This window comes from Peribacillus sp. Hz7, assembly GCF_042136355.1.
Classification (GTDB): Bacteria; Bacillota; Bacilli; order Bacillales; family DSM-1321; genus Peribacillus; species Peribacillus asahii_A.
In genome coordinates, this window is sequence record NZ_JBHHJV010000010.1 from 30547 (window position 1) to 56468 (window position 25922).

General features: G+C 38.7%; 26 protein-coding genes. 2 read left to right on the forward strand and 24 right to left on the reverse strand.

The features are described 5' to 3' along the window. Positions 1–31: 31 nt before the first annotated feature. From recO to rpsU, 15 genes are all read right to left on the reverse strand, one after another. Positions 32–784, reverse strand: a complete 753-nt coding sequence (gene recO / locus ACE199_RS14320) for a DNA repair protein RecO (protein ID WP_252282582.1) — start codon at positions 782–784, stop codon at positions 32–34. Positions 785–819: 35 nt separating this feature from the next. Continuing rightward, positions 820–963, reverse strand: a complete 144-nt coding sequence (locus tag ACE199_RS14325; protein ID WP_127762624.1) for a YqzL family protein — start codon at positions 961–963, stop codon at positions 820–822. A gap of 100 nt (positions 964–1063) precedes the next feature. Further along, the gene (gene era, locus ACE199_RS14330) at positions 1064–1993 is read right to left on the reverse strand and encodes a GTPase Era (protein WP_252290847.1); all 930 of its coding nucleotides are present in this window, start codon (positions 1991–1993) and stop codon (positions 1064–1066) included. Continuing rightward, on the reverse strand, positions 1986–2384 hold the full coding sequence (locus tag ACE199_RS14335; RefSeq protein ID WP_119115566.1) for a cytidine deaminase: 399 nt from the start codon (positions 2382–2384) through the stop codon (positions 1986–1988). The genes era and ACE199_RS14335 overlap by 8 nt, the downstream gene beginning before the upstream one ends. A gap of 25 nt (positions 2385–2409) precedes the next feature. Then, positions 2410–2790 carry a diacylglycerol kinase family protein gene (locus tag ACE199_RS14340; protein ID WP_252290851.1) on the reverse strand — a complete coding sequence of 127 codons (381 nt, stop codon included), beginning with the start codon at positions 2788–2790 and terminating at the stop codon, positions 2410–2412. After that, on the reverse strand, positions 2762–3238 hold the full coding sequence (gene ybeY, locus ACE199_RS14345) for an rRNA maturation RNase YbeY (protein ID WP_252290853.1): 477 nt from the start codon (positions 3236–3238) through the stop codon (positions 2762–2764). Before ybeY ends, ACE199_RS14340 begins: the two co-directional genes overlap by 29 nt. After that, entirely contained in the window at positions 3235–5391 is a 2157-nt protein-coding gene (locus ACE199_RS14350; RefSeq protein ID WP_375350394.1) for an HD family phosphohydrolase, read from the reverse strand. Before ACE199_RS14350 ends, ybeY begins: the two co-directional genes overlap by 4 nt. Positions 5392–5537: 146 nt before the next feature. Next, on the reverse strand, positions 5538–6500 hold the full coding sequence (locus ACE199_RS14355) for a PhoH family protein (RefSeq protein WP_375350395.1): 963 nt from the start codon (positions 6498–6500) through the stop codon (positions 5538–5540). Positions 6501–6503: 3 nt separating this feature from the next. Further along, a complete protein-coding gene (gene yqfD, locus ACE199_RS14360) occupies positions 6504–7691 on the reverse strand; it encodes a sporulation protein YqfD (RefSeq protein ID WP_375350396.1) in 1188 nt (395 codons plus the stop codon). A 16-nt stretch (positions 7692–7707) separates the two neighbouring features. Continuing rightward, a complete protein-coding gene (gene yqfC, locus ACE199_RS14365; RefSeq protein ID WP_127761410.1) occupies positions 7708–7992 on the reverse strand; it encodes a sporulation protein YqfC in 285 nt (94 codons plus the stop codon). A gap of 136 nt (positions 7993–8128) precedes the next feature. Further along, positions 8129–8629: a hypothetical protein gene (locus ACE199_RS14370; RefSeq protein WP_127761411.1), complete on the reverse strand. Its 501-nt coding sequence runs from the start codon at positions 8627–8629 to the stop codon at positions 8129–8131. 22 nt (positions 8630–8651) lie between these two features. Continuing rightward, a complete protein-coding gene (floA, locus tag ACE199_RS14375; protein ID WP_180319852.1) occupies positions 8652–9620 on the reverse strand; it encodes a flotillin-like protein FloA in 969 nt (322 codons plus the stop codon). A gap of 41 nt (positions 9621–9661) precedes the next feature. Further along, positions 9662–10969: an NfeD family protein gene (locus tag ACE199_RS14380; protein WP_375350398.1), complete on the reverse strand. Its 1308-nt coding sequence runs from the start codon at positions 10967–10969 to the stop codon at positions 9662–9664. A 206-nt stretch (positions 10970–11175) separates the two neighbouring features. Then, positions 11176–11619, reverse strand: coding sequence for a GatB/YqeY domain-containing protein (locus ACE199_RS14385; protein WP_127762627.1), 444 nt, complete (start codon positions 11617–11619; stop codon positions 11176–11178). Positions 11620–11633: 14 nt separating this feature from the next. After that, positions 11634–11807, reverse strand: coding sequence for a 30S ribosomal protein S21 (gene rpsU, locus ACE199_RS14390; RefSeq protein WP_119115575.1), 174 nt, complete (start codon positions 11805–11807; stop codon positions 11634–11636). Between the two features lie 227 nt (positions 11808–12034). On the opposite strand from rpsU, the gene ACE199_RS14395 reads away from it, so the two are divergent. After that, positions 12035–12955: a Na/Pi symporter gene (locus tag ACE199_RS14395; RefSeq protein ID WP_252290859.1), complete on the forward strand. Its 921-nt coding sequence runs from the start codon at positions 12035–12037 to the stop codon at positions 12953–12955. A gap of 154 nt (positions 12956–13109) precedes the next feature. On the opposite strand, the gene ACE199_RS14400 is transcribed toward ACE199_RS14395, so the two are convergent. Continuing rightward, positions 13110–14444, reverse strand: coding sequence for an RNA-guided endonuclease InsQ/TnpB family protein (locus tag ACE199_RS14400; RefSeq protein ID WP_375350399.1), 1335 nt, complete (start codon positions 14442–14444; stop codon positions 13110–13112). Positions 14445–14758: 314 nt separating this feature from the next. On the opposite strand from ACE199_RS14400, the gene ACE199_RS14405 reads away from it, so the two are divergent. Then, entirely contained in the window at positions 14759–16468 is a 1710-nt protein-coding gene (locus ACE199_RS14405) for a choice-of-anchor I family protein (protein WP_375350400.1), read from the forward strand. A gap of 249 nt (positions 16469–16717) precedes the next feature. Here ACE199_RS14405 and deoC read toward each other — a convergent pair whose 3' ends face one another. The 8 genes from deoC to hrcA all read right to left on the reverse strand — a co-directional run bounded on the left by deoC (position 16718) and on the right by hrcA (position 25815). Next, positions 16718–17389 carry a deoxyribose-phosphate aldolase gene (gene deoC, locus ACE199_RS14410; protein ID WP_252286772.1) on the reverse strand — a complete coding sequence of 224 codons (672 nt, stop codon included), beginning with the start codon at positions 17387–17389 and terminating at the stop codon, positions 16718–16720. A gap of 166 nt (positions 17390–17555) precedes the next feature. Next, positions 17556–18896: a tRNA (N(6)-L-threonylcarbamoyladenosine(37)-C(2))-methylthiotransferase MtaB gene (gene mtaB / locus ACE199_RS14415; RefSeq protein WP_375350401.1), complete on the reverse strand. Its 1341-nt coding sequence runs from the start codon at positions 18894–18896 to the stop codon at positions 17556–17558. 5 nt (positions 18897–18901) lie between these two features. Continuing rightward, the gene (locus ACE199_RS14420) at positions 18902–19654 is read right to left on the reverse strand and encodes a 16S rRNA (uracil(1498)-N(3))-methyltransferase (RefSeq protein ID WP_375350402.1); all 753 of its coding nucleotides are present in this window, start codon (positions 19652–19654) and stop codon (positions 18902–18904) included. Positions 19655–19711: 57 nt separating this feature from the next. Then, complete coding sequence (prmA, locus tag ACE199_RS14425; protein ID WP_127761417.1) at positions 19712–20653, reverse strand: 50S ribosomal protein L11 methyltransferase; 942 nt, start codon at positions 20651–20653, stop codon at positions 19712–19714. A gap of 21 nt (positions 20654–20674) precedes the next feature. Next, the gene (gene dnaJ, locus ACE199_RS14430; RefSeq protein ID WP_252286776.1) at positions 20675–21802 is read right to left on the reverse strand and encodes a molecular chaperone DnaJ; all 1128 of its coding nucleotides are present in this window, start codon (positions 21800–21802) and stop codon (positions 20675–20677) included. A 442-nt stretch (positions 21803–22244) separates the two neighbouring features. Further along, positions 22245–24077 carry a molecular chaperone DnaK gene (dnaK, locus tag ACE199_RS14435; RefSeq protein WP_375350403.1) on the reverse strand — a complete coding sequence of 611 codons (1833 nt, stop codon included), beginning with the start codon at positions 24075–24077 and terminating at the stop codon, positions 22245–22247. Between the two features lie 29 nt (positions 24078–24106). Then, the gene (gene grpE / locus ACE199_RS14440) at positions 24107–24688 is read right to left on the reverse strand and encodes a nucleotide exchange factor GrpE (protein WP_375350404.1); all 582 of its coding nucleotides are present in this window, start codon (positions 24686–24688) and stop codon (positions 24107–24109) included. A gap of 95 nt (positions 24689–24783) precedes the next feature. Further along, positions 24784–25815: a heat-inducible transcriptional repressor HrcA gene (gene hrcA, locus ACE199_RS14445; protein ID WP_252290872.1), complete on the reverse strand. Its 1032-nt coding sequence runs from the start codon at positions 25813–25815 to the stop codon at positions 24784–24786. Between the last annotated feature and the right edge of the window lie 107 nt (positions 25816–25922).

Below are 25922 nucleotides of genomic sequence, written 5' to 3' on the forward strand. Positions count from 1 at the left end.
ATTCTATCCAACAAAGTAAAAAAAGTCAACCTTAAAGCAAATCTTTCATCGAATCCAACTGCTTTAAAAATCTTTTTGATTTCAAGTGAAGTCCGGAATATTCTTCATAATAGGCATCAATAATCGTTTGCAGCTCTTTCTTCGTTTCCGGCTTGATGGAAATATTGCCAAGGCGTGATAAATCAAAATAATAAAACAGACGTAACAACTTAACCGCAGCCGGCGATAGTTTTAAATGATAGGAATCTTTATCAAAACAGCGATGACAAATAAACCCTGCCTCCCGAAGTGAAAAAGCAAACACACCTTCTGTTTCTCCGCAGACTGCACATTGATTTAATACAGGATGAATCCCATTAACCGGAAGCATTTTCATTTCAAAAATAAACTTTAACACCTCTGGGTCATATTCTTCATTTATGTAATGTAACGTTTGATATAAAAGCTCAAATAAGTATGGATTCGCCTTTTTATCATCGACGCTTCGATCCAATAATTCAATAATATAAGAGGCATAAGCTGTCGCAAATAAGTCCTCGCGTATAAAACGCATAGAATCTACCATTTCACCTTGCTGTAGACTCCCAAGACCTGTTGAAGGCGTTACAAGAAAATAACCATAACAAAATAATTGCGTAACAGAAGCAAGCCTGCTATTAGGCTTGCTTGCTCCTCTTGCCATAACACCTATTTTTCCAAATTCACGTGTATAAATCGTGATGACTTTATTGTTCTCTCCATAATCGGATCGCCTAATGACTATGCCTTCACATTTTTGAAACATAATAAAGACACCACCAATTCTCGCCTAACTAAACGTTAGGAAACAGGAAAATCAATATTTGCTAGCTCCTCAGTTGACTGCTCGGCTCTTTCCTGTTTTTCGACTTCTATCTCTTTAAAAAGAAGATAAGTGTCCACATTACCTGTTTCACTAAACACTTTCCAGGTAAAATCCAACATCATAAGGCCCACCTTTCATGTTAACTAGCATATGTTCATTTCCAACCTTACGAATAGCTTGACCTAATTTTCTACTTTCATGAAGCGTAAAATTTGCTAATTAATACTCGTCCTCATTAAACCCATAATCACGGAGCTGGCCTGCTTTATTGCGCCAATCCTTTTGCACTTTGACCCATAGCTCCAAAAACACTTTTGAGCCTAATAAATTTTCAATGTCAATTCGAGCACGACTTCCGACTTCTTTCAACATCTTTCCTTGTTTGCCGATGACAATTCCCTTTTGTGAGTCTCGTTCGACTACAATGGTTGCCATGACATTAATCGTTTCACTATTGTCCATTTTTTTAATCGAATCGATTACAACAGCAACAGAATGAGGGATTTCCTCACGTGTTAAGTGAAGCACTTTTTCACGAATTAACTCGGAAATAATAAACCGCTCCGGATGATCAGTCACTTGATCTGCTGGATAAAACTGCGGTCCTTCTGGTAGATGATCTTTAATTTGCGCGAGCAACGTCTCCACATTATTTCCTTCTAGAGCTGAAATCGGTACAACAGATGCAAAAGGATATAAACGCTGATAGCGCTCAATAAGCGGCAGCAGTTCATCAGGATGAACCGCATCAATTTTATTTACAACTAAAAAAACAGGTGTGTTTACATTTTTTAATTTTTCAATAATGAACTCATCACCGCGACCATATCCTTCTGTCGCATTAATCATAAATAAGATCAAATCGACTTCCTTCAGTGTGTTAGTCGCAACTTTCATCATAAAATCGCCAAGCTTATGCTTCGGCTTATGAATACCTGGCGTATCTATAAAAATCATTTGGGAATCATTCAATGTTAATACACCTTGTACTTTGTTTCTCGTTGTTTGGGGCTTATCACTCATAATGGCAATTTTTTGCCCAATAACACGATTCAAAAACGTACTCTTCCCTACATTCGGTCGACCAATAATCGAGATAAATCCCGATTTATGACCTTGCACTTGTCTATCATCAAATAATTTATTCATGTAAATCCTCCGCTGAAAAAGCGCCTGGAAGTAGGGCTTCAACCGTTATTTCCTTCACATCGCCTTTTAAATTCGTTAATAGTACTTTCATATCTTTATCACAAAGTTCCGCAATAACTTGTCTGCATGCTCCACAAGGAGACACAGGTCCATCCGTATCCGCTACAACCGCAAGCATTTGAAACTCGCGGTCTCCATGACCATACGCACTAAATAAAGCCGTTCTTTCCCCACAATTGCACATGCTATAAGCTGCATTTTCAATATTACACCCATGATAAACTTTTCCATCTTTCGTTAAAACAGCCGCACCTACCTTGAATTTGGAGTATGGCACATAGGCCTTCTCTCTTGCTAATTTTGCTTCTTCTATTAATTGCTGCTGATTCATCTAACATCATCCTTCCAATAAATATTTACGTACTGATCAGCTTCGGCAAAAAGATGACAATTCCAACAATCACAGAGAATACAGCATATAATAAGACAGCCGCTGCTGCCATATCCTTTGCTTGACGTGCTAGCGGATGATACTCTTCTGTCACTAAATCGACTACTCGTTCAAGCGCCGAATTGACTAGTTCAAGCGCAATCGTCCCCGTAACGGCAATCAGAACAAAGAGCCATTCTATCCAATTAAGTGAAACATACGCTCCTAATAAAATCACCACTACTGTCATCATACTATGAATTCGAATGTTTCGCTCTGTTTTAACACCTTCCCAAATCCCTCTTAGAGCAAAATAAAAGCTCTTGACGAAAGGATATTTACGCTTCTCTCGATAGCCCGTACTCATCTAGAATATCCTTTTGTTTTGTAAACATGACCCGCTCATCACTTTCGGTCATATGATCATAGCCGAGCAAATGTAAAAAGCCATGCAAAGCCAAAAAGCCTAGTTCGCGATCAAAGGAATGCCCGTACTCCTCCGCCTGCTCTTTCGTACGCTCAATAGAGATAATAATATCTCCAAGAACCCTAGGCATATCCGCACCAATAATTTCAATCTCTTCTTCTCCCATTTCTTCAAGTGCAAAAGAAATGACATCCGTTGCTGCATCTTTATTACGGTACTCTTTATTAATCTCCTGGATTCTAGCATTATCGACAAACGTAACGGAAAGCTCTGTCCCTTCCTCAATATCTTCCCTTTCAGCGGCAAACTGCAAAACACTTTCTACCAGCTTTTGCACTTCTTCGGAAATTTCATTTGTTTCATCGATAAAATCAAGCTCTAATCTCATGCTTCCACCTTCTGTTCTAATTTATTAAACTCAGGATACTCAATGCGCGAATGAAAAATCCCATTTAACGATTCACAGAGTGAAGATTTTACAATACTTAACTCCTTCATCGTAATATCACATTCATCAAATTGGTGATCTTGAATACGGTCATTAATAATTTGAATCACGAGCTCTTCAATCTTTTCTGGAGTCGGCTGTTGCATCGACCTTACGGCAGCCTCCACACTGTCGGCAATGCCAATCACGGCGACTTCCTTCGTTTGCGCTTTCGGGCCGGGATAACGATACTCTGATTCCTGTACGGTCTCATCTTGTTTTAACGCTTTATAATAAAAGAACTTTAATAAAGTTGTGCCATGATGCTGTTCGGCAATATCGATAATTTCCTTAGGAAACTTATGCTTTCGCAACAACTCACCGCCATCACTTGCATGCGCAATAATAATATCCCTGCTTGTTCTCGGCGGCAACTGATCATGTGGATTGCTTCCAGTGATTTGATTTTCAATAAAGAACTGAGGTCGTTTTGTTTTACCAATATCGTGATAGTAACAACCTACCCGGGCAAGTAAACCGTTCGCCCCAATTGCTTCACAAGCAGACTCCGCCAAATTAGCTACCATAACGCTATGATGGTAGGTGCCCGGTGATTCCGTCAAAATCTTTCGAAACAATGGATGATTAGGATTAGACAGCTCTAATAACTTAATTGTCGATAATACACCGAAGCCGGCTTCAAAAAATGGTAACAGCCCCATCGTTAAAACAGCTGAACTAAGGCCGGATACAATGGCTGCAATACTATAATATACATACTCCATTTTTAAATAATGCCCATCCATAATAAATAACAATGAGAATAAAAACGCCACATTCACTAACGACAATAGGCTACCTGCTGATAACACCTTTGTTTTAAAATTATCACGAGATAAAATAATAATCGCGGCGAAACCGCTAAACATAATGTATAATCCCATCGAATAATCTAAATTACTCGGAGTTTCTCCATTAAAAATAATCGTTCCATATGAACTTAGTAAAAGCGTCATTGCTACAGAAAAACGATCATTCAAGAGCATTTTACTAATCATCGCTGCCATTGCTCCTGGAAAGAAATACACTAAATCGGCATGTTGAAAATCAGCAAGTATACTAAAGATTTTCATCATCGATAAAGCGATGACAAAGACGAGACTAAAAATTAACAGCTGATTATGCTGCTGTTCCTTCTTTGAAGCGGAAGAATAAAAGAAATAATAAAAGGCTATCAAAGTTAACACAATAAATAATAATAAGCCCAGATATGGATATATTGTTTTTTCCGTATTTAAAAACCCAGCTAATTCAAGTTGACGATAAATTTCGCGATCAACAAGCTGTTCTTCCTTTACAATAACTTGCCCTTGAAGAATACGCACCGGCTCCACATTTTCAACCGCTTTTGTTCGCTGTTCTTCCGTTTTTTCGTTATCAAAAAATACATTTTGAATAATAGCCGAACGAGCTAACGAAATAGCAGCCTTCTTCATATCATTGCTAATACTTGTATAGCGCAATTCCTCTTCAGCTCGTTTTTTGGCATTCTCCACATCGCCCGCTGCAATTCTTGAACTCATCACATTATTAACAGCTGTAATCGTTAAATCTTTTGTAATGTTTAATTCGTCCTCATCTGCTCGAACTAATGCTAAAAAAACAGATTCTTCAATGTCTTTATTCACTTCATCTGTCAGCTTTTCTTTTAAAATGGAAACCTTCTGTGCATCTGTCTTAGCAATAGCTTTCTCGTCTTCCTTTAATGCCTCTTCGCTCGTTTCCTCATACACTTCAATCGCCGAGTCAAAAATCGAAGCAATTAAGTCAACCTTATTCTTGGCATACTCTTTTTTAAGCGTATATACATCAGCCACTTGCTTTAAAACTTCTTCTTTTTCTTGTTCTGTTTTATATGTATCTTCAACCGTTTTAGTCGCACGAATTGTTTGTTCAGCTGGTTTAAAAAGCTCGATATGAATCTTCTCAGGTTTCACATTAGAATACATCAAGGCATAAGCAAACGTACTAACCACAATAAATAATAACACTTGAAACAGCCGATGGACCATTAGCTCTTTTAATTTTGCAAAAAACTTCTGAATCTGACTCAAAGAAGACTCTCCTTTCAAGAAAAAACATACTTTTGATGTGCGGATTCAAATGAAGTAATAAGTTATGTAAAATGATAACAGTTTTTCATCAAAGTTTCACCTTCGTTTAAAAAATCCGCCAGTTTCACATGGCGGATTGCTTTGGTCTATTCATTCGCCTGCTCGTATGCGGTAATAATTCGTGCAACAAGCGGGTGCCTCACTACATCACTTTGCTCTAAATATATAAAAGTTAAACCTTTAACATTTTTTAAAATCTCTTCTACCCGAATCAAACCGGATTTTACACCTTTTGGTAAATCAATTTGACTTCGATCACCTGTAATAATCATTTTAGAACCAAAGCCAAGACGAGTTAAAAACATTTTCATTTGCGCTTCTGTTGTATTTTGCGCTTCGTCCAAGATGACAAATGCATCATCTAATGTACGTCCACGCATATAGGCAAGCGGCGCAATTTCAATTGTACCTCGTTCAATCATTCTTTGCGTTTGCTCCACTCCTAATAAGTCATGCAGAGCATCATATAATGGACGTAAATATGGATCCACTTTCTCCTTTAAATCGCCTGGTAAGAAGCCTAAACTTTCCCCCGCTTCAACAGCTGGCCTTGTTAAAATAATTCGCTTAACTCGTCCATCTTTTAATGCATTGATAGCCATCACAACAGCAAGATACGTTTTTCCCGTTCCCGCAGGACCGATGCCAAACACTAAATCTTGTCTTTTAATCGCCTGGATATAATGTCTTTGACCAATGGTTTTAACACGGATTGATTTTCCTCTTGCTGTCTTCGCTATTTCTTCTTCATATAAATCACGAAAATACTCTAATGTTCCTTTTTTAGCCAGTTCAATCGCATATACAACATCACGAGAGCTAATGTTGATTCCTTTACGTACAACAGATAACAGCGCCTTTAAAATATCCTGAGCCATTTCAGCTTCTTCAAGGCTCCCTGCCACACAAATTGCTTCACCACGTGTGATAACAGAAACGTGCAGCTCTTCTTCGAGTACTTTTACATTCGAATCAGCATTCCCTAATAGAGCATAAGCTTCATTCGTTGATTCAAGTTCTAAGTTTAATACTTTTACATCTTCTGACATTCGTTAGTCTCCTTGAATGATTGATTGTCCTGTCGCTATATCTTCTATAACTTGGTAATGTATCGATAATTTAACTTTACCATTCTCTATCGATTGATGCAAAATTTTTTCGCCAATGATTTCCACATCCTCTTCTACTCGTTTTTCAAGATTACTCCTTGCCATTTTCTTGCCTTCTGCAACAGCTTCCTTCTTGGTATAGACTCGCTTTATTTCCTCTTTACTTCTCCATGTCTTCTCTTTATAACTCACCGGTAATTTCCACTGTAAAAAGTACAGCGGCCGGATTGTTACTTCCTCTTCATAATCTGAATAGTCTGGTTTTACAAATCCCCAAATCGGGATAGATACATTCCAAAATTTTAAATAATGTTTTGTTTTTTCATCACCATTATAGACTGAGAATTTCGTTTCAAGTGGCACTTCCACCTTCGCTTTATACCATGTTTGTCCTTTAATAACGCCTTTTGCTGGCACAATTTCTGGTTTCTCTTCTGTACCGATAATACCTGAAACAAGCAGTTGTCCCTTTCCGACATAATCATTCACTTTAACAATCGATTTTCCTTTTTCAACAAACATCTCAGTAATGATTGCCTTTTTCTTGGAAACAAGATGCTGCGGCGATGTCGCTTCCACCTTTTTCGGTTGTTGTTTCTCAACGACTTGAAAATGAAAGGTCGTCCCTTTTAATTCCACACCAACCCATGTTAACTCCTCGATTTCATCTGATAGTTTACGCTGAATCGTATCCACATCATCAAGGTAGAACTGCAGCTTTCCTACTTTCACGCCCATCCTCTCTAACTCTTTACGAATCGCATGCTCCGTTTCAGGCTTAGCATTGTGGACTTCAATCCCCCAGACCATATTAGAGAGAATAAAAATAGAAAACAAAAAAGCAAATAAGCCTACTAAAAAACCGCTATTCTTTAAAACTCGCTTCCATAAGAACGGAACGCCCTTTCCATGTAAAAAGGTAACCTTGCAATCACTTTTGCGAACGATTTGACGTAGCTTTGGAATATCGCTTATCTCCATATAAAAAACAAGGGCCTCAGTGCCTATGCGCTTGACATCCCACACATGAAGCCCTCTTCTTGTTAAGCTATTAATCAAACGTTCTGTCCCTCTCCCGAATGCTTTTACTTTTACATAGCCTGTATAATAGTTTGTCCATTGGTTTTTCATCGGTACCTCCCAGGACTCATTCATTAATAAAAAGAACTTGTTCAATCTGACCTTCGAGCATAATCTCTTCAGGTAAAATCGTTTTTATAACAAAGGCTGAGCCTTTTATTAACAGTTGACCATGTTTAAGCATCAGCCTTACTTCACGATCAGTAAAGGCTAACAATCCCCGATGGTTTTCAATATAAATATGCAATTGTCCAATCATCGTGATTCGTGGAAGGTCCATTATGACATCTTCTGGAAGGTCTGCTTTTTTGACAATGAGCTGTTTTAATTGTTGCCCCCATTTACGCGCCATAAAAAAAGAACCCCCTTTCATCTCAAATGTATGAAATGAAAAGGGGTTCTAGCACTCTTTTTTAGATTGTGGATGTTAAATAATTATTATTTAACATCCACAATTTCATAGTACCAGAGCCTAAGATAACACGGTACTAACGACGAGATTGCCGCAAGCTTCGCTTCGCTCTTGGGGGCCCAAGGACCTCAGACATAATAATACCATTGATTAATTCTTGTTTCCCAAATGAAAGCTCCTTATGATACACAGGACTTTGATCATCTGAAATGACCTTCGCAGCAGCAGAAGCAATAGACGGTGTAGAAACAGCCGTTTCAGATTCCCTTTCTCGCTTCTGTTGTTCCTCATATGCCTGTTGAAGACGCTTTAATTCAGCAATTCTTCTTTCATCCTCTTCCTGTACTTCTACAGCTTCAGCAGACTGAACTGGCTTTGCTTCTTGAATAGGCTTTGCAGTCGTCTTCTCTTCCCACTCTTCCTGTATCTCTTGAATCACTTCTTGCCATTTCTTCTTCGGTGCTTCAGGTTGACGCGGTGAAGTTCGATTCGGCTCTTTCTTTTTCTTAAACATCGAAGAGAGGATACCAATTAAAATAATCAGTAGAAATGGATTCTCGAATAAAAACTCGAACATTTACACTCCTCCATTTCCCCTATTATGTTTCTTTTTGATCTTTAGAAATATTGCTAATTGAATCGCGCATGCTCGTATCAGCTGTGATATTTTGGATGTTCATATAATCCATCACACCAAGATTTCCTGTTTTTAACGCTTCTGCCATCGCAAGCGGTACTTCCGCTTCAGATTCTACTACCTTCGCTCTCATTTCCTGAACCCTAGCAACCATTTCTTGTTCTAAGGCCACAGCCATCGCACGACGTTCTTCGGCCTTCGCTTGAGCGATTTTTTTATCCGCTTCCGCTTGGTCTGTTTGAAGAATCGCCCCGATATTTTTTCCGATATCTACATCCGCGATATCAATCGATAAGATTTCAAACGCTGTACCGGCATCTAACCCTTTAGTTAAAACCGTTCTCGAAATTAAATCCGGGTTTTCCAACACTTTTTTATGATTGTCAGACGAACCGATTGTTGAAACAATCCCTTCACCAACACGGGCAATAATCGTTTCTTCACCAGCACCACCGACTAAGCGCTCAATATTCGCTCGAACAGTAATTCTTGCTTTTGCTTTTACCTCAATTCCATCCATCGCAACACCAGAAATAAATGGCGTTTCAATTACTTTTGGATTAACGCTCATTTGCACAGCTTCTAATACATCACGCCCTGCAAGATCAATGGCTGCACCTCGTTCAAAAGGCAATACGATATTTGCACGTTCAGCAGCAATTAACGCATTCACAACTCGGTCTACATTCCCACCAGCTAAATAATGACTTTCTAATTGATTCGTCTTTACTCCAAGACCTGCCTTGTGTGCTTTAATTAACGGATTCACAACACGGCTTGGAATAACGCGACGCAACCTCATCCCAATCAATGTAAAAATACTCACTTTAACACCAGCTGCTAAAGCTGAAATCCAAAGCATCACTGGTACAAATGTAAAAAATACAGCCAATACCACAATAATTGCAATAACAGCCACGATTAAAAAGATTGTATCTGCTCCTAACACTATTTCATCCTCCTCTGCATTCTTTAATTTTCTGGAACTTCTCGAACGACAATTCGAGACCCTTCTACTTTCACCACTTTAACACTAGAACCTTTTAAAATAAAACTTCCCTCAGACACGACATCTAGTCTTTCTTCATTGATAATTGCCGTACCAGCAGGCCTTAAATCAGTTACCGCTTTCCCTTGCATCCCAATCAATTCTGTTCGATTCGGATTACTTACATACCCTTGTTCCGTGTTCGTTGAATCAGTTAATATCATTTTTCTAAAAAATTTCATCTTTTTCCCAAACACCTTTACTAATAGAATGGATAAACAAATAGACACTGTCAGCGCAATTAACAACGAAATTGTTATATGGACTGGATCACTCGCTGCCAAAAATAAGCTTCCAACAACCGCAGTAAGGCCTAATAAACCTGCAATCCCTCCTGGAATAAAGAATTCTAATATAACTAGAACTATACCAAGTATAAACAGCACAAGCGTTTCATAACCTGTTAGCCCGGCAACAAGATGTCCATAAAAGAACAAGACTAATGAAAGCACACCTATAAGCCCAGGAAAAATTAATCCTGGAGAAAATATCTCAATCACAATCCCTATACCCGCAAGCGTTAATAAAAGAGGGATAACATACGGATTCGTTAAAAAACGAGCAAGCTTTTCAGGAAAACTTTCTTCAAGTGAACGAATATCTGCACCCTCTATTCCTAGTATACTATACAGTTCCGCTTTCCCTGAGACCGTACCCTCACTATATCCAGCCTTTTTTGCTTGTTTAGCTGTGAAGGTTAACAGTTTTCCCTTCTCGGCTCCATACTCCGGCAAATCAATATTTTCGTCCGCCATCGCTTTTGCATAGATGGGGTCACGTCCATTTTGTTCAGCAGCTGTAGCCATAGCCGCTAACCAATATGATTGCGCTTTCTTGTCCGCTGCATTTCCAGCTGAATCAATCACAGCAGCTGACCCCATTGTCGCACTTGGCACCATATAAATTTCATCCGCACTTAGCGAGATATACGCCCCAGCAGATAAAGCACGATTATTCACATAAGCAACCGTCTTGACTGATGTATCTGTTAATAATTTTGCAATTTCCCCAGCAGCATCGACCGCACCACCTGGCGTATTCACTTCAAAAATAACAAGATCCGCCTGAGCTGACTCCGCTGTATCTAAAGCTCTCTCTAAAAAAGCAGCCAAGCCTTTCTCAACGGTTGCTTCCACTGGCACAACATACACGACCTTATCTTTTGCAGACGCAAAGGGCACTAGTAAAAATATCATAAGACAAAAAAGAAAAACAACACGCCAACTTCTCAACGAGACTCCTCCTTTCCCGTTTTTTAAATTTCTATACTTAACAGTACGATTCACTTTTAAAAAAGTTTCAGATAAAGTTTCAAAATATAAAGTTTTTTCGAGATTACCAAACAAATCAGAAGAATTTCTTTAAAGAAGCGTTCCTCAAGTTTAGCCTATATACAGCAAAAAACCACAGGCATACGCCTGCGGCTTAGGTTTTGAGTTTAAGATAGATGTTGTTGTACTAATTTATTAACCAGAGAACCATCTGCTTTGCCTTTTACTTTAGGCATTAAAGCACTCATAACTCTCCCCATATCTGCTTTAGATGTGGCATTTACTTCTTCAATTGTTTGTTTAACAATTGAAGATATTTCTTCTGCTGAAAGTTGCTCCGGCATATATGCCTCAACGTAACCTATTTCGATACGGATTTTATCCACGAGATCGGTACGATCTGCATTTGCAAACTCATTGAGGGAGTCTTTGCGTTGTTTTAATTCGCGAGAGAGCACTGTCAATTCTTCTTCTTCTGTTAATTCTTGTCTTAGCTTTAACGCTTCATTTTGAAGCGAAGCTTTTAACATGCGAATAACAGAGAGTTTGTCCTTTTCTTTGTTCTTCATCGCTTGTTTCATATCATTATTTAAACGCTCGAGAAGACTCATCATTCCACCCTCTCTTAGAATTTACGTTTTCTTGCAGCTTCAGACTTTTTCTTACGTTTTACGCTTGGCTTTTCATAAAATTCACGCTTTCTAGCTTCCTGAAGCGATCCTGATTTAGATACAGTACGTTTGAAACGACGAAGAGCATCTTCAAGCGATTCGTTTTTACGAACAACGGTTTTAGACATCTCTTTCCCTCCCTCCGAAAACAACACACTAACTTATATTCGCAACATGTTATACATGTACTAAACAATTATAATATATCATTTTTAACAGGTCAACCAATAAAACAAAACTTATTTCAAAAGCGCAAACGGAACTTAAATAGACAGCTATGCATCTTTTGAAATTTTTCCTATTTAGAAGTTATTTCCTCATTTACTTAGCCATAACATGATAAGGAGGTGGAGGCATGTACAATTTATTTTTATTTCTTTTATTTATTGGAATCTTCTTAGCTGGAATGGCTGTACTTCGGATGGGTTTATTCCACTTATCCGGAGAAGCCTTGCAAGCTCTCTTATTAAAACTAACAAATAAACCATGGAAAGGATTTCTTACTGGGATTGGCTTTACCGGATTGTTACAAAGCAGTTCCGCTGTAATGGTGATGACAGTCGGCTTCGTATCCGCTGGAAGCTTAACGTTCCCACAAACAATCGGCATTATCCTTGGGACAAACATTGGTTCAACCTTCATTACGGAGTTTTTAACATTCTCTCTAGATTCCCTCATCATTCCTGGCCTTATTTGTGGAGCCTGTTTAACGTGTATTCCTCATCTTGTCCTACGAAGCAGCGGAATTGCCTTCATCGGCCTAAGTGCCATATTTGCGGCCATGAGCGGCTTTAAATATTTATCCTCACCGATTGCAAGCTATCCAATTGTTCAAACTCTCATAATAGAGATGAAGGAGCATTGGATTATCGGCTTATTAGTGGGGATTGTGTTAACAGCTTGCATTCATTCTAGTTCAGCCGTTATCGGCATGGCAATGAGCTTTTTAGCAAGCGGGGAGCTATCCGTTTCCTCAGCCATTATTATTATGCTCGGCTCGAATATCGGCACATGTATTACAGGCTACATGGCCAGCATCGGTTCAGGTAAAGAAGCAACCTTCACCGCCTATGCTCATATATGGCTAAATGTCTTAGGTGTTTTTGCCTTTCTTCCATTGGTTAATCAATTAGAACAACTTGCTGCCTATTTTACAACAAATCCAGCAACACAGCTTGCCCATGCTAGCGTCCTATTTAATGTTATAACCTCTGTGATTGTGCTTCCTTTTGCTAAACATTTTGCAAAATTTATTTTATTTTTACATCACCGTTAACAATTTATTCTGACCACTTCCACGGCTGGAGCCAGTGGGGTTCTTTCTCGCAAACATTCCACTTACAAACTTTCACAGGAAGGTGCAGGGGTGAAACTTGGGCGAGCAACTTTTGAGAGAAAAACAGTCTTTCAAAAGGGCAAGGTCGGTGCCACTACGCCATTCGACTGGCGATACTTAGTTCTTTCTTCGGTTTATCCTTCGGATGTTTCGTTTTTTGTCTGATTTCTTCAGACAAAAAGCGTTTATACCAAATCGGTTGTTTGAATAGGACCGAATAAAGAGATTGGACTGCCATCGTATGTTTTTTACGGGCAATATTTTGTGCTCCGTTTACATCACGATGGATTTCTGTTTTATGAACAGAACAAATAAAGTGTCTTCCTTTCGCTTGATGTCGTCCGTTACAAAACGGACAATCTTGAGAGGTGTAACTTTCTTCTGTTTTCTCTACTTTTATCCCCATCAATGCAGCTTTATAGGTGAGTTTTTGTTTAATTTTCCCTTGGTTCCACAACGACAGTTGTTGCCTTCTGACTTTACTAGTTTTTTGTTTCTTTTTCTCGTTCTTCTTTGTCCATTTTTCAATGCCTGATGCATGGCCTATCACGAAATGTGTAACTTGTTCCTCGACTAAAAAAGAAACGACTTCTTTTGTGGTTTTATGTTCCAACTCTTTGAGTTGATTTTTACTAGTTTGACGAATGCGATATTTGGCTTGTTTATACTTTTTCCATTGATTAGATCCTTTTTTACAGCGAGACATCTTTTTACTTAACTCCGCCAATACTTTCGCTCGGAATTGAGAGATACTACGCATGGCTCGTCCTGAAACAAGAAGAGCCTTGTTTTCTGTCGCGACTGCCACGGCATGAATTTCTCCTAAATCAGCACCAGCCACCTTTTTATCAAACGATGATAGATCCCTTTCAGGGACTTGCACAGTATAACAAAACCAATAGGCACCGTCTCTCCATACAATTTCTGCGTGGTTACATTCATCTAACGGTTCCTCCGAAAGATTAGGAAGAAGAATGACTTCATTTTTCTTTGGGAATTTTTCGTTCCAATTCTTCTTTTTCTTTTTAGTCAACAATTCAGAAAGTGAAAATCCGTAGGATGCCTTTTTTATCGAAATGGTATCTTGGGTTATATCCATCGATGCTTTTTTTAATGGGATGCAATAATAGTATTTTCTTCTCCACGGATACTTCGCTTTTTTATCCGTTTTTCGAAGCTGTCGAATCGTTTCTCGATTCGCTTCATACTTATCCGCAATGGCTTGAACGGTCTGAGAATGGAGCTGATACGTTTGTTTTCGAACAGATTGAATCTCTGTTTTACTTAACCACTTTTTACGAGAAACATAATAAGAAGTCGCTTCTCGAACGATATCATTCCATACAGAAGCTGCTTCTCTCTGCATCATTCTTAATTCTTCATATAGATATTCCTCATAGGGAATACGAAATGAATGTGTGACAAACATGTTTTTTTCCTCCTCTCTTGTTTTCTATAAAACCATTTCACAAGAACACCAGTTCCTACCACAAGAAATACGCCCACATCACTAAAAAAATCGAACCATTAACGTGTCACGAGACACGCCTGGTTCGACCTCTCTACCATCCCACCTCTAAAGAAGTGGGCTTTCTTGTTCGGAAAATCTGTAAAAAGTTCATCTGGAAATTTTTAATGAATTCTTTATGATTTCTTTACTTATTTCCGGTATTTCTTTTTTTAGTTTCCAATTAAAATGCAGATAACATCGTATACATTTTAATTGGAAAAGGAGTTTATAACATGCTCAAAAAATTACACCCCTTTAAGAAAACACTTCCCTATGCACTAGCTATCTCTCTATTAATACCTGGTACAATTGTACAAGCACAAGAAGCATCCAGTTCGATACATACAAAGCCAACAAGTTTCAATAACACACTAGAAATTTCGAAAATTGCTGGTTACAGTACTGGGGCTATGGACGAAGAAGGTGGAGTAGCTGAAATTATTAAGTATAATCCCGATAATAAAAAATTTTACCTCGTTAATGGAAAAACCCAAACGCTTGATATCGTTAGCTTAAAAAACTTGACTTCCAATGGAGGTCAATCATTAGTAAAAGAAAAATCAATCGATATCGCCAAAGCTGTTAATACAAAATCTTTCACATATGGAGATCTAACAAGCATTGATATTAATACAAAAAAGAAAGTGATTGTTGCTGCTGTTCAGGAAAAGGATTATACAAAAAGCGGAAAGATTGTTGTGATGGACTATACAGGAAAGGTTCTAAAAACTTTTCATACTGGTGTTCAGCCTGACATGATTAAAATGAGTAAAAATGGCTCCTATATTTTAACCGCAGATGAAGGCGAACCAAGAAAAGGCCTAGTAAATGGAATAGATCCTGAAGGTTCAGTCACTATTGTTCAGTATCCATCTGGAAAAACAAAGCAAGTTAAGTTTAATGATACTAAAGTCATTGCTGACGATGTATATATACGAAATAAGGCAGAGAAACAAAACGCTATTAAAGATTTAGAACCAGAATATATCGCATTGTCCGCTAATAACAAAAAAGCCTATGTCACACTTCAAGAAAACAATGCAGTTGCAACTATTGATATAAAAAATGGAAAAGTGCAATCTGTGAAATCCTTAGGTTTTAAAGATCATTCTTTACCTCAGAATGCATTGGATGCAGCAAGAGATGACAAAATCAATATTACTACTTTACCTATACTAGGGGCCTATATGCCAGACTCTATTGCTGAAGTAACTATCAATGGTATCAGCTATCTCATAACAGCGAATGAAGGAGATGCTACAGAATGGGAGGAATTCGTAAATGTCTCAGAATTTAAGGACATAAAAGATACAATCACTATTAGAGAAGGTACATTTCAAGGCATGACAAAACAGGAAGCTGAAAATAAACTAGAAATGATGAAAAATGATTCAGCTTATAACAAATTAGAGGTCATTCAAGACATGGGAAATGATGCCGTTTATACTTATGGCGGACGCTCCTTCTCTATCTGGAAAGCTGATACAATGGAATTGGTTTTTGACAGTGGCAGTGACTTCGAAAGCATTACAGCTCAACGATATCCAAACTATTTTAACTGGTCGAATGACGATAATATAATGGATAAAAGAAGCGTTAAAAAGGGGCCAGAGCCGGAAGATATAAAGATTGGAAAAGTCGATGGTAAATTATTCGCATTTATTGGACTTGAACGAATTGGCGGAATCATGACCTATGATATTTCTAATCCGACTAATCCTGTATTTGTGAATTATTTAAATACGAGAGATTTTAGCCAAAGTATCGCAGGCGATGTTTCACCTGAGGGACTTGAATTCATCCCCGCACATATGAGCCCAACTTTAAAACCATTGATTTTAGCAGGATATGAAGTAAGCGGAACCGTTTCAATTAACGAGCTGAATAGTAAACCATTTAATTCTTCAAAGTTAAAGTATATGCAACAAACAAAGCAGGAATAAACCATCCAAAGTAATGAAGGCTAGCAAGTAAAACAAAGAAGCACCTTGGTCAAACCCTAAGGTGCAGTTGTTTCTTGACTTCACTGGCCGAGCAAATCGCGACATCGGGAGACTAGACACTTACGTTCTGGTCGAGACATTCACCCCAATTTACAAGGATTTCACAATCTCCTGTTAAAAAGAAAAAGGAGAAGAGACCGTTAACACTCTCTTCTCCTTTTTTATATGACATTCAAAAAACACACTCACTTAGTAATCCGTTTCAGCTGTTAATCCATTCACAATAGCGACACCGGCACTTGCGCCAATACGCGTTGCCCCTGCTGCAATGACATCCTGGGCATCCTTTGTATTCCGAACACCGCCTGATGCTTTAACGCCAATATCAGGCCCTACAGTGGCTCTCATTAAAGCGACATCCTCAACAGTTGCCCCACCTGTTGAAAACCCTGTCGATGTTTTAACAAAATCGATTCCTGCTTTTACCGCAAGCTCACACGCGCGTACTTTTTCTTCTTTTGTTAATAGCGATGTTTCAATAATTGCTTTCGTTAGCGCTTTGCCTTTCGCCGCATCTACAACAGCACGAATATCACGTTCAACTAATTCATCATTTTGATCTTTTAACGCCCCAATATTAATGACCATGTCCACTTCTTGTGCACCATTTTCAATAGCATTTACTGTTTCAAAAGCCTTTACTTCCGGCGTATTGGCACCTAATGGAAAACCAATTACCGTACATACCTTTACAGTTGAACCTTGGAGCAGTTCACTTGAATACTTTACCCAAGCAGGGTTCACGCAAACAGAAGCAAACTTGTATTCTTTTGCTTCTTTACATAATACTTCTATTTGTTCTTTTGTAGCATCCGCTTTTAATAGTGTATGATCAATAAGACTGGCTATTTCAACCGTCATAGGTGATTCTCCTTTCAAATAAAGAGACTTTGTTATACTATCTTTTATCATAACATACTTCAGTTATTTAGAAGATATACACTTAATTGAGATAACTTTTTTGAGGCTGCTAATCATGAAAACAGAGAAAACTCTACTAATAAAAAGACAGCGAAAAATCGCTGTCTTACCCATTTACTACTTGTTGAATTGGAAAATCTTTCATGACTGTTACGAATTGTCCTTCATTATATGGATAGCCGGCTTTCGTAATTTTCACTTTCACAATTTGTCCAACCATTTCTTCTGTTGCTTCAAATTGAACTTTTAAATAGTTGTCTGTATATCCTTCAAACAAGCCGTTTTCTAGCTGTTCTTCAGGAATCACTTCAAGCACTTCTCCTTCAAACTGCGATGCATATTCTTTAGCTAGTTGATTCGAAAGCTCTATGAGACGATGTACTCGTTCATTTTTGATTTCTTCATTCACTTGATTATCCATTCTTGCTGCTGGAGTACCTGTTCGCTTTGAATATGGGAAAACGTGAAGCTCAGAAAATTTATGCTCTTTAATAAAGTTATATGTGTCCATAAATTCTTCTTCTGTTTCACCTGGGAAGCCTACAATGACATCGGATGTTACCGCAAGATTAGGTAAGGCTTTTTTCAGTTTTACTAAGCGGTCTGCAAAGAATTCCATTGTATACTTGCGTCTCATTCGTTTCAATACGGTATCAGAACCAGATTGAATCGGAATATGCAAATGGTTTACAACTTTTTTCGAATTCGCTAACACTTCAATTACTTCATCTGTAATTTGACTTGCTTCAATAGAAGAAATACGAATACGTTTTAACCCTTCTACTTGTTCTTCTAATTCACGTAAAAGCATGGCTAAGTTATAGTCTTTCATATCTTCACCATAACCGCCTGTATGAATCCCTGTTAAGACGATTTCTTTATACCCTGCCTCAACAAGCTGTTGCGCTTGATGAATAACTTCTTTTGGATCGCGTGAACGCATTAAACCGCGCGCCCAAGGAATAATACAAAATGTACAGAAGTTATTGCAGCCCTCTTGAATTTTCAACGATGCACGTGTACGATCTGTGAATGCCGGCACGTCCAATTCTTCGTACACACGATTTTTCATAATATTACCGACTGCATTAATCGGCTTACGTTCTTCTTTATATTGTTCAATATAGTCAAGCATCTTCACACGATCTTGAGTACCTACTACAATATCTACACCTGGAATGGCCATAATTTCAGCTGGAGACGTTTGCGCATAACAGCCTGTTACAGCAATGACTGCGTCTGGATTTTTACGAACGGCGCGACGAATTACTTGGCGACTTTTCTTATCCCCCGTGTTCGTAACCGTACATGTGTTAATAACATATACGTCTGCCATGCTTTCAAACTCAACCCGTTCATAACCTGCTGATTTAAATAATTGCCAAATGGCTTCTGTTTCATAATGGTTTACTTTACATCCTAATGTATGAAAAGCGACCGAAGACATTTTCATCACCTCAATAATTCTACATGATAAGAAACAGCAGCAAGAGCATACAATGGTGCTGTTTCTGTTCTTAAAATTCTTGGACCTAAACCGCAAGCAGCAAATCCTGCCTCACTTAGCTTCTCTACTTCCTCTGTAGTCAGTCCACCTTCAGGACCGAAAACAAAAAGAATAGACTGTCCTCGTTTTGCTTCCGTTAATACTTTCGCAAGCCTGGCTGTTTCACCACGTTTGGCTTCTTCTTCAAAAGCAATAAGTTTGTAATCAAAGTTTTTCGCATACTGAATCAATTGCGAAACTGTCATTTGTTCTTTGACAGCAGGCAATACAGAGCGATGTGACTGTTCTGCTGCTTCTTTCGCAATCTTTTGCAAGCGTTCAATTTTTTTACTAGCCTTTTTGCTGTCCCATTTTACCACTGAACGAGCCGCAATAAAAGGGATAAACTCTAGGGCACCTAATTCGGTTCCTTTTTGAACAATATAGTCTAGCTTATCCCCTTTTGGCAGACCGCTCGCGATGGTTACGTGAACTGGTAATTCCTTTTCTTCATTCTTCCATTCTATAACAGCTCCAACTACTGCATCATTGGTAATTTCTGAAATTTTCGCAATAGCTGTTTGTCCACCTTTATTCACAACGATAATTTCTGCACCAGGCTCCATCCGCATAACTCGTGTAATATGATGATAATCATCACCTGTGATCGTAATGTTCTGCTCATTAACTTGTTTATTTTCAAGGAAATATCGCTGCACGCTCCAACACCTCTAACTCTTAAGAAAATGGCGCTATTACAGCGCCACTTCCTCATATTATGCATTTCTTTTGGCAATAATTGCAACCCAGTCTTCCATTTGAATCGTTTCTTCAATCGTAAAACCTGATGCTACAATCGCCGCTTTCACATCATCTTTCTTAGGCTGAATAATTCCAGAAGCAACGAAATAACCGCCCGGCTTTACAACTTTTGCTACATCATCCGTAAAACGCATAATGACTTCTGCTAAAATATTGGCAACGACAATATCCGCTTGTTCCTCTACTCCATCCAATAAATTGCCTTGTGAAACATGTACACGCTCTTGCACTTTATTCAATTTCACATTAATATTCGCAGAGCGAACCGCTACCTCATCTAAATCAAGTGCCTGAACCTGTTTAGCTTCTAATAATGCCGCGGCAATACTCAATACACCTGAACCTGTTCCAACATCAACTACTAAATCGCCTTTTTGCACCGTCCGCTCTAACGCTTGAATACACATAACCGTTGTTGGGTGCGTACCTGTACCAAAAGCCATACCAGGGTCTAGTTCGATAATGAGCTCATCACTGCTGACTGGTTCATATTCTTCCCACGTTGGAACAATCGTAAAACGTTCTGAAATTTTAACCGGATTATAGTACTTTTTCCAAGCCGTTGCCCATTCTTCTTCATTTACTTCACTAATAGAAACCGCATTTCGACCAAGGTCGATATCAAATAAAAGCAAGTTATTAATCGCTAATTTAATCTCTTCAACTGTTTCACCTAAAAAGCTATTGACAGGCAAGTATGCTTTTACAAGCACACCTTCATCCGGATAATCAGCCGGATTCAGCTGGTAGATTTCACCAAAGACATTTTCCCGTTCTTTGATTAATTCTAGAGGATCTTCAATGACAACACCGCTTGCACCTGCCTCATGAAGAATATTCGAAACAGGTTCAACCGCTTCATTTGTTGTATGGATTGCAATTTCCGACCACTTCATATCTACCAACTCCCAATTCTATTACTCGCCTTTAAGGGCCCTTTTTAATTTTGAAAAGAAACCATCTTCTTGTTCATCTGGTGATTCACCGCTAATTTCGGAAAATTCACGAAGAAGCTGCTTTTGTTTTTCTGTTAATTTTTTCGGTGTTACGACCAGGATGACCACATGTTGATCGCCTTGCCCATACCCTCTTACATTTGAAACACCTTTTCCTTTTAAACGGAAACGAGTTCCTGTCTGTGTGCCTGCTGGAACTTTCAATTTCACCTTACCATGTAAAGTCGGTACTTCTATTTCATCACCTAATGCAGCTTGTGCGAATGTAATTGGCATTTCGCAGTAAATATCGTCCCCATCGCGCTCAAAAAATTCATGATCTCGAACATGGAAGACAACATATAAATCACCCGCTGGACCGCCGTTAACACCTGGCTCCCCTTGACCTGATACGCGAAGTTGTTGACCATCGTCAATCCCTGCTGGCACTTTAACTTGAATTTTTTTACGTTTTTTAATTTTACCTGTTCCGCTGCACGTCGTACATTTATTAGGAATATGTTTACCTGTTCCTCTACACACGTTACATGTTCGACGATTCACAACACGACCAAAAGCAGTGTTTTGTTCTACATTAATTTGACCTGAGCCATGACATTGTGAACATGTCTCAACTTTCGTTCCTGGTTTAGCCCCCGTACCGCTACATGTACCGCAGTTTTCTTCACGTGGAATTTCGATTTCCGTTTCTTTACCAAAAGCCGCTTCCTCGAAAGATAACGTCATCGTATATTGTAAATCGGCTCCTTGACGTGGAGCGTTAGGGTCACGTCGACGTCCGCCGCCACCGCCAAAAAACGTGCTAAAAATATCTTCAAACCCGCCAAAACCACCAAAATCTTGGCCTCCAAACCCACCAAAGCCTTGATTAGGATCCGTATGACCAAATTGGTCATAATGCGCTTTTTTCTGTTCATCGCTTAATACTTCATAAGCTTCCTTAATTTCCTTAAACTTATCCGCCGCATCTGGTTCCTTATTAATATCAGGATGATATTGTTTGGAGAGTTTTCGATACGCTTTTTTAATTTCGTCTTTCGATGCACTTTTAGAGACACCCAGCACCTCGTAGTAATCGCGTTTACTCATAGTTTATCCACTCCCGATTCGTTTCACATAAATTTTATATTATCACTGATTCAAGCTGTAAAGCAATAAGAAAAGCGTAAGGCGCCCGTTTATCGGCGACAAGCATAAGGCAAGCAAGCTGAATGGGAAGTGAACTTCTTCCCATCAGATTGATTGACTTATGACCTCGAGCCGATGGCGCCTGAAGCTAGACAATAAGAAAAGCGTAGGTGGCTCGAACAGCTCGTGAAGAAAATAGGAAGAGTCCCATAAAGGCGTTCTTTGCCTTTTGGTGGCTCTTATCTTTTTCACAGTGAGCTAGGCCGGTGAAGCTAGACAATAAGAAAAGCATAGGGCGCTTCATTCACTTTTCCGATTCAAAAAAAGCCAAAGTCAAGAAAACCTGACTTTGACTTTTTTCGTACACTTAGACAAATGATACATTGCCTTTAGTAAAGCTTAATTATTTTTTATCGTCATCTTTAACTTCTGTAAATTCAGCATCTACCACATTGTCGTCAGCAGAATCTTGTGCTCCGCCTTCTTGAGCTGCTTGTTGCGCTTTTGCTGCTTCTTCATAAAGCTTCATTGTTAAGTTTTGAACGATTTCAGAAAGTGCATCTTTTTTCGCACGGATTTCTTCTAACTCGTTTTTCTCGATTGCAGCTTTCAATTCATCTTTTGCTTCATTTGCTTTTGCAACTTCCGCTTCGTCCACTTTTCCTTCCAAGTCTTTTAATGTTTTTTCTGTTTGGAAGACAAGTTGATCCGCTTCATTACGAAGCTCTACTTCTTCTTTACGTTGTTGATCCGCTTCAGCATTTTCTTCTGCTTCACGTACCATACGTTCGATTTCTTCCTCAGATAAACCTGAAGATGATTTAATCGTGATTGTTTGCTCTTTGTTTGTACCAAGATCTTTCGCACGAACACTTACGATACCATTTTTATCGATATCAAATGATACTTCAATTTGCGGAATACCGCGTGGTGCTGGTGGAATGTCGCTTAATTGGAAACGACCAAGCGTTTTGTTGTCGTTTGCCATTGGACGTTCCCCTTGAAGTACATGAATATCTACAGCTGTTTGGTTATCAGCAGCTGTTGAGAATACTTGTGATTTACTTGTTGGGATTGTTGTATTACGATCGATTAATTTTGTAAATACGCCGCCCATTGTTTCAATACCAAGAGAAAGTGGTGTTACATCAAGAAGAACAACATCTTTTACATCTCCTGTTAACACGCCACCTTGAATCGCTGCCCCCATTGCAACAACTTCATCAGGGTTTACACCCTTAGATGGCTCTTGACCTAATTCTTTTTTGATGGCTTCTTGTACAGCAGGGATACGTGTTGATCCACCAACAAGAATCACTTTATCGATTTCAGATGCAGAAAGACCAGCATCTTTTAATGCTTGACGAGTTGGTCCCATTGTACGCTCTACTAATCCAGCAGATAATTCATCGAATTTCGCTCTAGTTAACGTTACTTCTAAGTGAAGTGGACCAGCTTCTCCTGCTGTAATAAATGGTAATGAAATTTGTGTAGAAGCTACACCAGAAAGATCTTTCTTCGCTTTTTCAGCTGCATCTTTCAAGCGTTGAACAGCCATTTTGTCTTGTGAAAGATCGATTCCATTTTCCTTTTTAAATTCAGCTACTAAGTAGTCGATAATTACTTGGTCAAAGTCATCCCCACCTAGACGGTTATCACCGGCAGTTGACTTAACTTCAAATACACCATCGCCAAGTTCCATGATAGATACGTCAAACGTACCACCACCAAGGTCAAATACAAGAATCGTTTGATCTTCATCCGTTTTATCTAAACCGTATGCAAGAGCAGCAGCTGTTGGCTCGTTAATAATACGTTCTACTTCAAGACCAGCAATTTGACCAGCATCTTTAGTTGCTTGGCGCTCAGCATCGTTAAAGTATGCAGGTACTGTAATAACCGCTTTCGTTACTTTTTCACCAAGATACTCTTCTGCATAAGATTTTAAATATTGAAGGATGATTGCAGATACTTCTTGCGGAGAGTATTCTTTTCCTTCAATTGTTACTTTATGGTTTGTACCCATATGACGTTTAATAGAGATAATCGTATTTGGGTTTGTAATTGCTTGACGTTTCGCTACTTCCCCAACTTGTCTTTCACCATTTTTAAATGAAACAACAGATGGAGTAGTACGGTTACCTTCCGGGTTTGGAATTACTTTCGGTTCTCCACCTTCGAGTACAGATACACATGAGTTTGTTGTACCTAAGTCAATACCAATAATCTTGCTCATTTTTATTACCTCCTACTATATGTAAGCGTTTATTCGTTTACTTTTACCATCGCTGGACGAATGACGCGGTCTTTCAGTTTATATCCTTTTTGGAACTCTTCTACAACAATATTAGAACCAAAGTTTTCATCCTGAACTTGCATAACAGCTTGGTGTAAGTGTGGATCAAACTCTTGACCGACAGCTTCAATCGCCTCAACGCCTTCTTTTTTCAACGCTTCAACAATTCCGTTATAAATCATTTCTACACCTTGAAGTAAAGACTTTGTTTGTTCATTGTCTGCTTCAATTTTTGTCGCTCTTTCAAAGTTATCAAGAGCTTGCAGTAAATCTGTAGCAAGACTTTGAACTCTATATTTTTGAGCCGCTTCCATATCTAACTTGGCACGACGGCGTGAATTATCAAAATCCGCTTGAAGACGAAGATAACGGTTATCCATTTCTTCGATCTTAGCTTCTAGTTCAGCGATTTTTTGTTGTGCAGCTTGAAGTTCATCTACTTCCGTTTCCTCAGGAGTTTGTTCTGCCTCTTCAGCAAAAATCTCCTCAACAACTGTTTCTTCAGCTGCTTCTTTTTCTATCGTTTGCTCATTATTTTTGTTTTCTGTCACAAATTTCACCTCCCTAAAAGAGTATTTACATGTTTCAAATCGCGCAATCATAGAGGGCACAAATCCCCTCTTGCCCTCTATCAATATTGCCGTTGTTATGGTTTTTGATACAACTTTGTAAGCAAAGCAGTTAAATCAGTAGAAAACGTAGATAGCAAGGATATGACCCTCGAATATTCCATTCGTGTCGGCCCTAAAATAGCCAAAGTACCTACTTGATCCGCTCCAATGGAATAAGTTGCTGTAATTAAACTACAATCCTCAAGAGCCGATATTTGATTCTCACGTCCGATTTTAACATTAATGCCTGCTGGATTTTGTTTAAACAACTCGTAAAACCCTTGTTCTTGCTCAATCATGGACATCAACGAATGAATTTTATGAACATCATGAAATTCTGGCTGTCGAAGCATATTCGTTTTCCCGCCGAAAAATAGCTTTTCAGGCTTTGTCGATGTTAAAGACTCCGCAAGGGTAGATACAAGTGCTCCGTAGTTACGAATATGTTGACTTAGCAAAACAGCCACTTCTTTATAAATCTTATCTTTTAAATCAGACATAGAAGCACCTGTTAAACGATCATTCAAAATATTAGCCATCTTCTCGATTTCACTCATATCAATCGATGATGGTAAAGTAATTAGCTGATTTTCAACATGCCCTGTATCTGTAATAATAATGGCAATAGCTGTTTCTGAATTCAAAGGGACAATTTCGATTTTTTTAAGTCTATGATCCTTTACTTTCGGACCGAGAACAATGGCCGTATAATTCGTCAATTCAGAAAGAATCTTCGCCGCTTTTTGAACGACCTTTTCCAGCTCATAAATACGTTCAGCGTAAACAGACTTTAACAGCTGCATCTCATTTTTCTTTAACACTTGAGGTGAAAGTAGATGATCCACATAGTAACGGTACCCTAATTCAGATGGCACACGCCCTGAAGACGTATGTGTTTTTTCGATAAACCCTAGTTCCTCAAGGTCGGACATCTCATTACGAATCGTCGCTGAGCTAAAAGAAATTTCTTCTTTTTTCGACAAACTTCTCGACCCAACTGGTTGCGCAGATTGGATAAAATCTTCGATAATTACCTGTAAAATTAATAATTGACGATCAGTTAGCATATATGATCACCTCTGTTAGCACTCTACATCAATGAGTGCTAATATATTAATAAATTATCAAATGAAGCTATTGATGTCAACGAAAAAAAACCGTTTAGTGCGAGATA